General features: G+C 60.4%; 14 protein-coding genes. 6 read left to right on the top strand and 8 right to left on the bottom strand.

Going from position 1 to position 13491, the window contains the following annotated elements; all coding sequences use genetic code 11:
- The first annotated feature begins 315 nt into the window (after positions 1-315).
- On the top strand, positions 316-531 hold the full coding sequence (rmf, locus tag ACM6I6_RS24110; protein WP_003223300.1) for a ribosome modulation factor: 216 nt from the start codon (positions 316-318) through the stop codon (positions 529-531).
- 212 nt (positions 532-743) lie between these two features.
- Here rmf and ACM6I6_RS24105 read toward each other — a convergent pair whose 3' ends face one another.
- Positions 744-1763: a quinone-dependent dihydroorotate dehydrogenase gene (locus tag ACM6I6_RS24105; protein WP_323607092.1), complete on the bottom strand. Its 1020-nt coding sequence runs from the start codon at positions 1761-1763 to the stop codon at positions 744-746.
- 229 nt (positions 1764-1992) lie between these two features.
- Between ACM6I6_RS24105 and ACM6I6_RS24100 the strand changes: the two genes are divergently transcribed.
- From ACM6I6_RS24100 to cobA, 5 genes are all read left to right on the top strand, one after another.
- Positions 1993-3204, top strand: a complete 1212-nt coding sequence (locus ACM6I6_RS24100) for a CmpA/NrtA family ABC transporter substrate-binding protein (RefSeq protein ID WP_414920809.1) — start codon at positions 1993-1995, stop codon at positions 3202-3204.
- 16 nt (positions 3205-3220) lie between these two features.
- On the top strand, positions 3221-3796 hold the full coding sequence (locus ACM6I6_RS24095; RefSeq protein WP_008056396.1) for an ANTAR domain-containing response regulator: 576 nt from the start codon (positions 3221-3223) through the stop codon (positions 3794-3796).
- Between the two features lie 245 nt (positions 3797-4041).
- Positions 4042-5253: a nitrate/nitrite transporter gene (locus ACM6I6_RS24090; protein WP_274073182.1), complete on the top strand. Its 1212-nt coding sequence runs from the start codon at positions 4042-4044 to the stop codon at positions 5251-5253.
- Positions 5254-5260: 7 nt separating this feature from the next.
- A complete protein-coding gene (locus ACM6I6_RS24085) occupies positions 5261-6931 on the top strand; it encodes a protein kinase domain-containing protein (RefSeq protein ID WP_414920808.1) in 1671 nt (556 codons plus the stop codon).
- 51 nt (positions 6932-6982) lie between these two features.
- Positions 6983-7750 (top strand): uroporphyrinogen-III C-methyltransferase, encoded by a 768-nt coding sequence (cobA, locus tag ACM6I6_RS24080; RefSeq protein WP_274073180.1) that lies wholly within the window; start codon positions 6983-6985, stop codon positions 7748-7750.
- A 102-nt stretch (positions 7751-7852) separates the two neighbouring features.
- On the opposite strand, the gene ACM6I6_RS24075 is transcribed toward cobA, so the two are convergent.
- The 7 genes from ACM6I6_RS24075 to ACM6I6_RS24045 all read right to left on the bottom strand — a co-directional run bounded on the left by ACM6I6_RS24075 (position 7853) and on the right by ACM6I6_RS24045 (position 13448).
- Positions 7853-8884: an OmpA family protein gene (locus ACM6I6_RS24075; RefSeq protein ID WP_323607088.1), complete on the bottom strand. Its 1032-nt coding sequence runs from the start codon at positions 8882-8884 to the stop codon at positions 7853-7855.
- A gap of 107 nt (positions 8885-8991) precedes the next feature.
- A complete protein-coding gene (gene sigX, locus ACM6I6_RS24070; RefSeq protein ID WP_075949123.1) occupies positions 8992-9582 on the bottom strand; it encodes an RNA polymerase sigma factor SigX in 591 nt (196 codons plus the stop codon).
- A gap of 90 nt (positions 9583-9672) precedes the next feature.
- A complete protein-coding gene (locus tag ACM6I6_RS24065; RefSeq protein WP_007916401.1) occupies positions 9673-10497 on the bottom strand; it encodes a mechanosensitive ion channel family protein in 825 nt (274 codons plus the stop codon).
- A gap of 2 nt (positions 10498-10499) precedes the next feature.
- Positions 10500-10748 carry a CrfX protein gene (locus ACM6I6_RS24060; protein ID WP_274073178.1) on the bottom strand — a complete coding sequence of 83 codons (249 nt, stop codon included), beginning with the start codon at positions 10746-10748 and terminating at the stop codon, positions 10500-10502.
- A 63-nt stretch (positions 10749-10811) separates the two neighbouring features.
- The gene (locus ACM6I6_RS24055) at positions 10812-11807 is read right to left on the bottom strand and encodes a zinc transporter ZntB (protein ID WP_274073177.1); all 996 of its coding nucleotides are present in this window, start codon (positions 11805-11807) and stop codon (positions 10812-10814) included.
- 22 nt (positions 11808-11829) lie between these two features.
- On the bottom strand, positions 11830-12321 hold the full coding sequence (rraA, locus tag ACM6I6_RS24050) for a ribonuclease E activity regulator RraA (RefSeq protein ID WP_008061717.1): 492 nt from the start codon (positions 12319-12321) through the stop codon (positions 11830-11832).
- A gap of 137 nt (positions 12322-12458) precedes the next feature.
- Positions 12459-13448 (bottom strand): alpha/beta fold hydrolase, encoded by a 990-nt coding sequence (locus ACM6I6_RS24045; RefSeq protein WP_414920807.1) that lies wholly within the window; start codon positions 13446-13448, stop codon positions 12459-12461.
- Positions 13449-13491: the final 43 nt, after the last annotated feature.

Raw genomic sequence — 13491 nt, 5'->3', positions numbered from 1 at the left:
AACAGGAGGCATTCTCAGCAAAGGATTAACCTGATCATCCAACGCAGGGCCGATCATACCGGGGTTTGATCAATAAAGACGCCACAAACATCATGTTACTTAGTGCCATAGCACATTAACGGTTACGTCCTTATGACAAAACGATCATTCCCTCGATGTGACGCATTGGTTAGAACTCAACACAGGTTGGCGCCGCAATGACGTCAACACCTTGGCTCGTCACGCCGGCAACGAGCCCCAACGGCAGGTTTTTTCTGCCAGACCTCGATTGAGGTCAACGCGATACATACAGTCAACAAGTGAGGGCAACACCCTATGAGAAGACTTAAGCGTGATCCGTTGGAAAGAGCATTTTTGCGCGGATATCAATATGGCGTTGGTGGTAAATCCCGTGAGCTTTGCCCATTTACTCTACCGTCGGTACGCCAAGCCTGGATTAACGGCTGGCGAGAAGGACGCGGCGACAACTGGGACGGTATGACCGGCACTGCGGGAATCCACAGACTCAACGAACTTCACGCCGTCGGCTAACACAGGGCACACACTCCGACACACAATCTGATTTGTAGCGAATTAACCACGCACGTCCCATCCGGACGGCGGGCTACGGCCCAGGGGCTCCTTAGAAGGGGCCCTTTTTTATGTCTGCTCTGCGGTCAATCCCGATTCTCTGTAGGAGCCCGGCTTGCCGGCGAAGGCGTCCTCGAGATCGCCATCGCCGGCAAGCCGGGCTCCTACAGGGATCAGCGCAGGGCGGCGATGGCGTCCACGGACTCGCGAATCAATGCAGGGCCCTTGTAGATGAAGCCTGAGTAGATCTGCACCAGGCTCGCACCCGCGGTGATTTTCTCCGCTGCGTGTTTGCCTTCGGTGATGCCGCCCGCTGCAATGATCGGCAAGCGCCCACCCAGCTCCGAAGCCAGCACCTTCACGGTGTTCGTGCTCTTGTCACGCACCGGTGCGCCGGACAGACCGCCCGCCTCGTCACCGTGCTCCATGCCTTCGACACCCACGCGGCTCAGGGTGGTGTTGGTGGCGATGACCGCGTCCATGCCGGTTTCGATCAACGCCTGTGCGACCTGCGCGGTTTCTTCGTCGGTCATGTCCGGGGCGATCTTGATCGCCAGCGGCACGTGTTTGCCATGGCGCAGCGCCAGTTCGGCCCGACGGGTGGCGAGGTCCGCCAGCAGCTGCTTGAGCGAGTCACCGAACTGCAGGCTGCGCAGGCCCGGGGTATTGGGCGAGCTGACGTTGACCGTCACGTAGCTGGCATGGGCATAGACCTTGTCCAGGCAGATCAGGTAGTCGTCGACCGCACGCTCGACCGGAGTGTCGAAGTTCTTGCCGATATTGATGCCCAGCACGCCCTTGTATTTGGCGGCCGCCACGCGGGCCAGCAGGTGATCGACGCCCAGGTTGTTGAAGCCCATGCGGTTGATGATCGCCTCGGCCTCCGGCAGACGGAACAACCGCGGTTTCGGATTGCCCGGTTGCGGACGCGGGGTGATGGTGCCGATTTCGACGAAACCAAAACCCAATTGTGCAAAACCGTCGATGGCGGCGCCGTTCTTGTCCAGGCCGGCGGCCAGGCCCACCGGGTTCGGGAACTCCAGGCCCATGACGTTCACCGGCAATCTTGCCGGGGCCTTGCACAGCAAACCGTTGAGCCCCAGTCGCCCGCCCGCGCCGATCAGGTCCAGGGACAGATCGTGGGAGGTTTCCGGGGAAAGTTTGAACAACAGCTGACGGGCCAGGGTGTACATGGGCGGATTTGACTCGATTGGCGGCGAAATGAGGCGGCGATTATACCCGCGCATCGGGGTCGCAAGCGAGGCGCGCGACAAAATCAGCGGGCGATGGCATATGCCTTGCACCAGCACAGGCATCAGCACGCAGGCCAACGGCGGAATGCGTGCCAGGACAATGGCGTCGTCAGCCGGCCCTGCTCTTGCGGGGTCCGGGACGACGTTTTTTTTGGAAGGTGCGAAATCGATGAACGAACCCTCAATCGGCCCCCTGGCCTGGGTCAATGGCAGCGATGCCCCGGAAAAAAGCGAAATCAACCTCGGTTTCATGGCCCTGAGCGACTGCGCTTCGGTGGTGGTCGCCGCCACCCAGGGCTTCGCCCAACCCTATGGACTGACCTTGAACCTCAAGCGCCAGTCGTCCTGGGCCAACCTGCGGGACAAACTGGTCAGCGGCGAACTCGATGCCGTCCACAGCCTGTACGGCTTGATCTATGCCGTGCACCTGGGCATCGGCGGCGTGGCTCCAACCGACATGGCGGTGCTCATGGGCCTGAACCAGAACGGCCAGAGCATCAATCTCTCCCACGGCCTGCAGGCCGCCGGCGTGACCAGTCCTGAAGCATTGGACCGGCACGTGCACCAAAGTCGCCCAAAACTGACCTTCGCCCAGACCTTTCCCACCGGCACCCATGCCATGTGGTTGTACTACTGGCTGGCGAGCCAGGGTATTCACCCGCTGCACGACGTCGACAGCGTGGTGGTGCCGCCACCGCAAATGGTCGCGCACCTGCAGGCCGGGCGCATCGACGGCTTCTGCGTCGGCGAGCCCTGGGCCGACAGCGCAGTGAAACAGGATCTCGGGTTTACCTTGGCCACGTCCCAGGCCATCTGGCCCGACCACCCGGAAAAAGTCCTCGGCTGTACCCGTGCCTTCGTCGAGCAATACCCCAACACCGCCCGCGCACTGGTGATGGCGATTCTCGAAGCCAGCCGCTTCATCGACGACAGCAGCGAAAATCGCCGCAGTACCGCGCAATTACTCAGCGCACCGCAGTACCTCGATGCGCCGCTGGCGTGCATCGAACCGCGGTTGCTGGGTGACTACACCGACGGCCTGGGCAACCAATGGCAGGACCCGCATGCGCTGCGCTTCCATGGCCAGGGGGCGGTCAACCTGCCGTACTTGTCCGATGGCATGTGGTTCATGACCCAGTTTCGTCGCTGGGGCCTGTTGCGCGACGACCCCGATTACCTCGCCGTGGCCCGCCAGGTGCAACAACTAGGCTTATACCGTGAAGCCGCCAGCGCCGTCGGTGTCACCGCCCCAGGCAACGAGATGCGCAGCAGCCAGTTGATCGACGGCAAGGTCTGGGACGGTTCGGACCCGGCCGGTTATGCCCGCAGTTTCAAACTGAACGCCTTGAGCGACAGCTCGCCCCTTCTCGCCAGCCGCTGAACAGGAGACTGCGAACATGTTGCGTATCCTGCTGATCAACGACACCGCGAAAAAAGTCGGACGCCTGAAAGCCGCCCTCACCGAGGCCGGTTTCGAGGTCATCGACGAATCCGGGCTGACCATCGACCTGCCCGAACGCGTCGAAACGGTGCGCCCGGACGTGATCCTGATCGATACCGAGTCACCGAGCCGCGATGTCATGGAGCAAGTGGTGCTGGTCAGCCGCGACCAGCCACGGCCGATCGTGATGTTTACCGACGAACACGACCCCGATGTGATGCGCCAGGCGATCAAGTCCGGGGTCAGTGCCTACATCGTCGAAGGCATTCACGCACAGCGCCTGCAACCGATTCTCGACGTGGCCATGGCACGCTTCGAAAGCGACCAGGCCCTGCGCGCCCAACTGCACGCCCGCGACCAGCAACTGGCCGAGCGCAAGCGCATCGAGCTGGCCAAAGGGCTGCTGATGAAGATGAAGGACTGCAACGAAGAAGAGGCCTACACCCTGATGCGTCGCCAGGCGATGAGCCGCCAGCAGAAGCTGATCCAGGTGGCGGAGCAGATCATTGCCATGAGTGAGTTGCTTGGCTGAACGGCAAAAGATCGCAGCCTTCGGCAGCTCCTACAGGGGTACGCATTCCAATTGTAGGAGCTGCCGCAGGCTGCGATCTTTTCGGTTGGCACAGATCTCGCTAGGTATTCACTACAGGTAACCAACGGCGGTTGCCCCACCTACGACAAAGACGTCGCTCACCTCATTTGCCCCATGGCGAATCAGGTGGCGGCGTTTTTTTTGTTTTGGCCCCCGTTCGAGACTCCTATCAGCTGAGGTGCGCGATGAATTCAAGCTTCTGGAAATCCGGCCACACCCCGACACTGTTCGCGGCCTTCCTCTATTTCGACCTGAGCTTCATGGTCTGGTACCTGCTCGGCCCGCTGGCCGTACAGATCGCCGGCGACCTGCACCTGACCACCCAGCAACGCGGGATGGTCGTCGCCACGCCGATTCTGGCCGGGGCGGTACTGCGTTTTGCGATGGGCATGCTGGCTGATCGCCTGTCACCCAAGACCGCCGGCCTGATCGGCCAGGTGATCGTCATCTGTGCGCTGTTCGGCGCCTGGAAACTGGGCATCCACAGCTACGAGCAAGCCTTGCTGCTGGGGCTGTTCCTCGGCATGGCCGGCGCGTCCTTCGCCGTCGCCCTGCCTTTGGCATCGCAGTGGTACCCGCCGCAACATCAGGGCAAGGCCATGGGCATCGCCGGGGCCGGTAACTCCGGCACCGTACTGGCGGCGCTGATTGCACCGGTGCTGGCTGCGGCCTTTGGCTGGAGCAACGTGTTCGGCTTTGCGCTGATTCCGTTGATCCTGACCCTGATCGTCTTCGCCTGGCTGGCGAAAAACGCGCCTGAGCGACCAAAAGCCAAATCCATGGCCGACTACTTCAAGGCCTTGGGCGACCGCGACAGCTGGTGGTTCATGTTTTTCTACAGCGTGACCTTCGGTGGTTTCATCGGCCTGGCCAGCGCCCTGCCCGGTTACTTCAACGACCAATACGGCCTGAGCCCGGTCACTGCCGGTTACTACACCGCAGCCTGTGTATTCGGCGGCAGCCTGATGCGGCCGCTGGGCGGCGCCCTGGCCGATCGCTTCGGTGGCATTCGCACCCTGCTCGCGATGTACACCGTCGCGGCCATCTGCATCGCGGCCGTCGGATTCAACTTGCCGAGTTCCTATGCCGCACTGGCCCTGTTCGTGTGCACCATGCTCGGTTTGGGTGCAGGCAACGGCGCGGTGTTCCAGTTGGTGCCCCAGCGTTTCCGTCGCGAGATCGGCGTCATGACCGGGCTGATCGGCATGGCCGGCGGCATCGGTGGCTTTGCCCTGGCAGCCGGCATGGGCGCGATCAAGCAGAGCACCGGCAGCTACCAGATGGCCTTGTGGTTGTTCGCCAGCCTGGGGGTGCTCGCCTGGTTCGGCCTTCACGGCGTGAAACGTCGCTGGAGGACCACCTGGGGTTCGGCCGCCGTGACGGCTGCACGGGTCTGACAGCGCGATGAGCCTGCAACTGAGTTTCGCCCAAGCCAGCGCCATCGGCCCGCGCGAAGAGAACCAGGATGCCTTGCGCCTGGTCACACCGGCCCCGGCGCTGGCGGCCAGCAAGGGCTTCCTGTTCGCCATCGCTGACGGCGTCAGCCAGTGCGCCGATGGCGGCCTGGCGGCTCGCTCGACCTTGCAGGCCCTGGCCCTGGACTACTACGCCACGCCGGAAACCTGGGGGGTTGCCCAGGCCCTGGATCGCTTGCTGCTGGCGCAAAACCGCTGGTTGCAGGCCAACGGCGCAGGCCAACCGCTGCTGACCACCGTCAGCGCCCTGGTCCTGCGTGGCCGGCGTTTTACCCTGGCCCATGTCGGCGATTGCCGAGTCTATCGCTGGCACGCCGGGCAGTTGCAGCGGGTCAGCGAAGATCACGTCTGGGACCAACCGGGCATGCAGCATGTACTCAAGCGCGCACTGGGACTGGATCAGCACTTGGTGCTGGATTTCCTCGATGGCGAGCTGCGCACCGATGAAAGCTTCGTGCTGCTCAGCGACGGCGTGTGGGCGGTCCTGGGTGACACTGCCATTGCGGCGATCCTGCGCGATCAACCGGACCTCGACAGCGCCGCGCAAACCCTGGTCAACGCCGCACACCTGGCGGGCAGCCAGGACAACGCCAGCGCCTTGCTGGTGCGCGTCGATGCCCTGGGTGAAGCGAGTATCGGCGATGCCTTGATCCATCTGCAGCAATGGCCGCTGCCGCCGACACTGAAACCGGGGCAGGTTTTCGAAGGCTGGCAGATTGAAGGGATTCTCGGCCAGAGCCAGCAATCGTTGCTTTATCGGGTACGCGACAGCCAACAGCAATCCTGGTTGCTGAAAACACTGCCCGCGCGCTTGCACGACGATCATCAGGCCGGACAAGCGCTGCTGTCCGAAGAGTGGTTCCTCAAGCGCGTGGCCGGGCGGCACTTTCCTGAAGTGCATGCGGCCAGCCAGCGTCAGCATCTGTACTACGTGATGCGCGAGTATCCGGGCTCGACCCTGGCGCAACTGCAGGAGCAGATCGGGCCCTTGCCCCTGGCGCAGTGGCAGGATGTGGCGGAACGCCTGCTGCGAGCGGTCGGCCTGCTGCATCGACGGCAGATCCTGCATCGCGATATCAAGCCGCAGAACCTGCTGTCAGGGGACGACGGCGAGCTGCGCCTGTTGGATTTCGGCCTCGCCTACTGCCCCGGCCTGTCTGAGGATCAACCCAGCGCCCTGCCGGGAACCCCCAGCTATATCGCCCCGGAAGCCTTCCGCGGTGACGCACCCACGCCGCAACAGGACCTGTATGCGGTGGGGGTGACTTTGTATTTTTTGCTCACCGGGCAGTATCCCTACGGTGAGATAGAAGCCTTTCAACGCCCCCGGTTCGGCGTGCCGGTCAGTGCCAGTCGCTACCGCCCCGACCTGCCGGATTGGCTGGCGCAAAGCCTGGAACGCGCGGTGGCCGCAGACCCGGCCCAGCGCTTTGAAACGGCAGAGGAATGGTTGCGGCTGTTGGAACAGGGGGAGCGAAACAGCTTAAGCATACGGCCCAGGCCTTTGCTGGAGCGCGAACCGCTGAAGGTGTGGCGCACATTGGCCCTGCTGTCGCTGGTGGCGAACCTGGCGCTGCTGTTCCTGGTGTTCCATGGCTGAGCCTGTCTTGCCTTTTAAACCGATCATCGTCATTTCGTGAGGAAAAACCCTATGAACGCAAAAGTCTGGCTGGTGGGCGCGGGACCCGGTGATCCTGAACTGCTGACCCTCAAGGCGGTGCGCGCATTGAAGGAAGCGGATGTGGTGCTGATCGATGACCTGGTCAATGGCGCGATTCTCGAACACTGCCCTGAGGCACGGATCGTGGCCGTGGGCAAACGCGGTGGTTGCCGCTCCACGCCGCAAGCGTTCATTCATCGCCTGATGCTGCGTTACGCCCGGCAGGGCAAATGCGTGGTACGACTCAAGGGGGGTGACCCGTGCATCTTCGGGCGTGGTGGCGAAGAAGCCCAGTGGCTGCGCGAGCGCGGAGTCGAGGTCGAACTGGTCAATGGCATCACAGCTGGGCTCGCAGGCGCTACGCAATGCGATATCCCACTGACCCTGCGCGGTGTGGCGCGCGGTGTGACACTGGTTACCGCCCATACCCAGGACGGCAGCAGCCTGAACTGGCAGGCACTGGCCCAGGGCGGTACGACCCTGGTGATCTACATGGGTGTGGCCAAACTCAGCGAAATCCGCGAGCAGCTGTTGGCCGGCGGGATGGCGGCGGACACGCCGGTGGCGATGATCGAAAACGCTTCATTGCCCCATCAGCGGGAATGCAGGAGTGATCTGACAGGCATGGAGGAAGATGCCTACGCCTTTGAGTTGAAAAGCCCGGCCATTCTGGTAATCGGCGCTGTCGCGGCCCGCGAGGAAAATCTAAAGATCGCAGCCTTCGGCAGCTCCTACAGGTTGAACGCAGAGTTTGTGTAGGAGCTGCCGCAGGCTGCGATCTTTTCACACCACACAAATCCTCAAATCGCAGACAAAGAAAAGCCCGGCCTGAGCCGGGCTTTTCTCGTAGCTGCGAGCTAATTACTTAGCTTGAGCTTCAACCTGCGCTTCTACGCGACGGTTTACAGCACGGCCAGCGTCAGTAGCGTTGTCAGCAACTGGGCGGGATTCGCCGTAGCCAACAGACTGAACGCGGGACGATTCAACACCGTACTGGTTGGTCAGAACCTGCTTAACGGCGTTTGCACGACGCTCGGACAGTTTCTGGTTGTAAGCGTCAGGACCGACGGAGTCAGTGTGACCTTCAACAGTGGTGCTGGTGGATGGGTACTGCTTCATGAAGTCAGCCAGGTTCTTGATGTCGCCGTAGCTGTTAGGCTTGACTACCGACTTGTCGAAGTCGAATTTCACGTCCAGCTCAACACGAACAACTTCAGCAACTGCTGGGCAGCCGTCAGCGTCAACAGTTACGTTGGCTGGGGTGTCCGGGCACTTGTCAACGTTGTCGCAAACGCCATCGTTGTCGCTGTCGGAGCAAACTTCTGGAGCTGGAACTGGAGCAGGAGCTGGTTTGGAGCCGCCACCGAAGTTCACACCGATACCGACGCTAGGAGCCCACTCGGTGTTGCCCTGGTCGATGTTGTATTGAGCTTCAACGCCAGCACGGGCGTAGAAGTTCTCGGTGAAGTACAGCTTGGCACCGCCGCCAACGTTGGCGAAGGTGGAGTGGTTACGACCGCCCGAACCGTTCTGGTCGATGCTCTGGTGGGAGAAACCGCCGGAGAGGTACGGACGAACCATGTCGCCTGGGTTGTTGAAGTGGTACAGGCCGTCCAGAGCTGCGTTCGAGCCCTTCACGTTCTGGCCATCATCGGTAACGGCGTTGTGGACTTCGTCGTAGGACAGACGCAGTTCAACGTCGTCAGTCAGGAAGTAACCGATCGAACCGCCCGGCAGGATACCGTCGTTCTTGAAGTTACGGTCGCTATCGAAATACTGCTTCTTTGCGTAGCCTTCGATTTCAACTGCGCCTTGGCCCTGTGCCAGAGCGCCGAACGAAGTGGCGGCAATAAGAGAACCAATGGCCAAGCCCAAGGTGTTTTTCAGTTTCATCCGTTAAATCCCCATCTGGTGATTGTGAAGCAGTCCCGCAAACCGGGGGACAACTCGGCAGCAAGTCTATCAGAACTTGCCTACACGTAAGAGATATTTGCGCTGAACTAAGTTTCAGCAATGCCTGCAAATTTCTCACGCAATTTATCTAGAGCGCGTTTGTACCGCATTTTTGTTGCGCTCAAGCCCATGTGCATGATGTCTGCGATCTCCTGAAACTCCAGCTCTGCGACAAATCGTAGCACCAAAATTTCGCGGTCAATCGGGTTCACATACACTAACCAACGATCAAGTCCACCCTTCTCCTCGGGTTTCGGCGCCTTTTCTTCGGACGCTTCCTCGAGGGGGTCAAGACTCAATGCGTCCATCAATCGACGCTTTCGCCTTTCCTTTCGATACTGCGTAATGCACTCGTTGTACGTGATGCTATATAGCCATGTCTTGAACTTCGATTTGCCCTCGAAGTTCTTCAGGCCATACAGCACCTTCAACATGACCTCCTGACAGACATCATCAGCGTCGCGATCGTTCCCGAGATACCTTGCACAGACGTTAAATAATGTTCGTTGGTAACGCCGCATCAGTTCTTCATAAGCGCGCGTCACGTGAAACAGCTCGGTATGCGAGCGCGCGACCAACTCCTCATCAGAGAGCTCGCGGGGGTCGTAGCGCATGGATAGCGATTGGGCTTTATTCAAAACAAGTCGTGCCGACAGTCAGGTCAATGTCCGCCGCAGCCAGCATCAGGCGGCATTTTACGGCGGCATACATTAGCAGGGTTTGCCGGGTTAGCGGCTACTCACATGCTGCTCGAGGAGGATCCGATTGGAAAGAGAGACTAGCTCACCCTCATCGGTCAGCAATGTGGTTTTAACCGTGCCGATCTCTTCGATCTGCCCTTCGACCTCTCCAACTCGCACTTGTTGCCCAACCTGGTACAACTCACGCACATAGATTCCCGCAAGAATCTGACCGGCAATTTCCCGGCTTCCCAGCCCCATGGCCAGCGCAACCGCCAGACCAACGGTTATCAATACGATCACGATCACGTGGTTGAGCAGGTCAGTCTTGACCTCCAACTGACTGATCGCGACCGAGATACTGATGATGATCACCAGGCCCTGGGCAATTCTCCCAAGTCCGGAAGCGTAGTCCAGTCCTACGCCTTCTGCCGCACCGCGCACCAGGCCATTGGCCAGTTGCGCCAGCAAGACACCCACCAGCAGCACCAGCGCCGCGCCGAATACTTTCGGCAAATACAACGCAAGCATATCCAGCGTAGCTGAAACTCTCTCAAGTCCAAGGGATTCTGCGGCAGAAACCAGAAAAATAAGCAGAACGAACCAATAGACGATTTTGCCGATCAGCGTCGAGATGGGGACTTGAAGCCCGGCGCGGGACATCAACTTGGTCAAACCGGTACCGCCCATCAGGCGATCCAGACCCAGTTTGGCGAGCAATTTGGACAGCAGGGTGTCCAGCAGCTTGGCCACGACAAACCCTAGCAGGAGCACAACCAGTGCGCCAAACAGGTTCGGAATGAAGTTCGCGACCTTGGTCCATAACGCAGTCATTGCAGTGACGAGGCTCTGTGTCCAGAGATCAAGTTCCATATTCAATCAGCCTTATCAGCAGTGCGAGCGGTAGGTTTACGAAGTCGGGAGACCGGCGTGACATGGGCCGAGCCGTTATTGAGAGCGATCATCAAGGCGGGCAGCCAGCGGCCCAGCAGGCTGAACAAATCACCGGCGCCAACCTGGCGATTGGCGGTTTTCAGGACACGTCCCAGGCACGCATCGTCGTCCCGGGTAGACGGTGATGCATTGAGCATGTCACGCAAAGACTGTTCAAACGGATCGTGCATACGCACCTCTCGTGATGTCTGTGAAAGACGCGGTCAAATTTGCCCGGGTCACATGGCGCATTTTCAAACCCAGCGCAAACGTCGGAATAACCACCACTGCCCAAGCGCCACCGAGATCATCAGCAGGCAGGCGACGAGGAAGCCATAGGGGCTCTCCGAAAATGGAATGCCTCCGACGTTGATCCCCAGAAGACCGGTCAGAAAACTCATCGGCAAAAATATCCCGGTGATGATGCCGAAGCGATACATCGTGCGATTCATGCGCACGCTCAATCGTCGGTCTTCAGCCTCCAGGACCAGCCCCACCCGCTCCCGCGTCAATTCAAGCTCTTCCAGATAGCGGGTCAGGCTGTTGTTCAATTCGTTCCAGTAATCGCCGTCGTCCTCGACGAACCAGGGCAGCTTGATCCGCGTCAGTTGACCAAAAATGTCCCGTTGCGGAGCGAGAAAGCGCTTCAACGCAGCGGCCCGGCGACGGATCTGTAAAACGGCGCCGTGCTCGGGCGTGTACCGTTCGTCGGAATCCAGCTTTTCTTCTTCCTCATCGACCACTTCCGAGAGGCAACTGACCAGGTCCTGCACCTTGTTGGTGAGGTACTGGGCCATGTAGAGAATGAGTTCGGAGGCGGTTTTCGGCCCCTTGCCCTCCTCCAGCTGCACCAGCAGTTCTTCGGTGGCGCGCAACGGACGCAAGCGCAGGGAAATCACCCGCTGGGCGGAGGCGAAGATCCGCACCGACACCATGTCTTCAGGCTCGGCCCCCGGATTGAGGTTGACCCCGCGTAAAAACAGCAGCAGTTCGCTGTCCGAAAGCGCGAGAAGGCGCGGGCGGGTGTTTTCTTCCAGCAAGAGGTCGCAGCTGAACTCACTCAGGCCACTGGACTTGCGCAGCCAGGTCTGGGTCTGCGGGTGACTGCGATCCCAGTGCAGCCACAGGCTTTCGTGAGCCTGCAGCTGCAATTCGTCGAGTTCTGTCCGGGCTATCGAACGCGCACCGCCTTTACCGTCCAGCACCAGGGCATGTACCAGCCCCCACTGCGCGTTTTCTTCCTCGAACATCCGCATTCCTTGGCTCAAAAAATTACTCAGGCATCTTCAGCGGGCTGGGCGAGACGATCACGCCGTTGTTGTCCGCATAGATGTAGTGGCCAGGATGGAAGGTCACGCCGGCGAAGGTCACGGCAACGTTCAGGTCGCCAATGCCGCGCTTGTCGGTCTTCATCGGGTGGCTGGCCAATGCCTGGACCCCCAGGTCGGTTTGCGCGATGACGTCGACATCGCGGATGCAACCGTAGATCACCAGCCCTTCCCAGCCGTTTTTCGCGGCTTTCTCGGCGATCATGTCGCCCAGCAATGCACGGCGCAGGGAGCCACCACCATCGACTACCAGCACCTTGCCATTACCCTTGAGTTCGGCTTGTTCCTTGACCAGCGAGTTGTCTTCGAAGCACTTGATGGTCACGATCTCGCCGCCGAAGGAATCCCGGCCACCGAAATTGCTGAACATCGGTTCCAACACCTGCACCAGCTCCGGATAGGCGTCGCACAGGTCAGGCGTGAGGTAATGGTTCATCGAGAAACTCCTGTAAAGAGGAAGAAAGCACGAACATCACTACTGATTCAGTCACCGAAAATGACCGGAACAGCTCAATGCGTCATATCTTAGCCGCATGCCGACCAGAGCGAAATGCCCTTGATAGAGCGTCCAGCTTAGATCGCCGCGGCCAAATCCGCTTGATCACCGAGCAATGGCCTGTGCTGATCCGTCAACCAGCGCGCTACCAGGGGCCAGACTTCAGCCTGGGCGGCCTTGCTGACCAACATTTCCACATGACCGAAATTATCGGCAAAACCCTGCTCGCGTCCCAGGTTGATAAATTGCTTGTGCTCGGAACCCAACTGATCAAACAACTTGCGACACGCCCAGGCCGGGTCCTGATGATCGCCGGCGGCACTCACCGCCAGCACCGGCACCTTGACCTCGGCCAGCCCCGCCCACCAGTCCTTGTCGGCGTCGCCAAAGCGCCCGAACAGACCGTACCAGCGCATGCTTTCCAGGGCCAGGCCGATCGGCTCGTCCTCCGGGCCACGCTTGAGCCGTGAACCGGACAGCTGGGCAAAGCGCTTGAGGATGAAACGACCGCTCCATTCCACCGGTGGAATCTTCAGCGGCCAGTAGGTGCGGCTGACTTGCGTGCCAAAAAACGCCGCGGAAGCGACCACGGGTTCGCCAATGTATTCACCCCCCAGCGCGGCCGCCAGGGTAATGCCGCCCAGCGAATGGCCGATCCAGTGCGGGACCTGGCCGCTCTGCTCGCGCACGAAGGCGCCAATGGCGGGCAGATCGTATCGCGCGTAGTCGGCAACACGGTTCTTGCGATAGTTCTGGTTGCGCTGGGACAGCCCGTGACCGCGCATTTCCGCGATCCAGACATCGAACCCCAGGCGCGTCAGATAGGCACCCAGGCCCAGCCCCTTGTGGGAGAACCAGAAACGTCGATTGGAAAAACTGCCGTGTAACAGGATCACCGGCACGCCACGGGACGCCGGTTCATCAGCCATGCCGAGGCGCGTCACCGCCAGCTCTACGGTGCCGTCGGGGCTGTTACCGGGTTTCAGCCGGTAGACATCTTCGCTCAGATCGCCGCGCCGCTCGGCGCTGATCAGGGCGACAGGAAACAGGTTGCTGCTGCTTTGCATAATCTCTTGCACAAAAAAGGGCGGCATCCGGAGGAGCCCGCCC

The organism is Pseudomonas sp. IT-P218, assembly GCF_949767605.1.
Lineage (GTDB): Bacteria > Pseudomonadota > Gammaproteobacteria > Pseudomonadales > Pseudomonadaceae > Aquipseudomonas > Aquipseudomonas putida_AE.
This window is presented reverse-complemented; position numbering and strand designations above follow the sequence as displayed.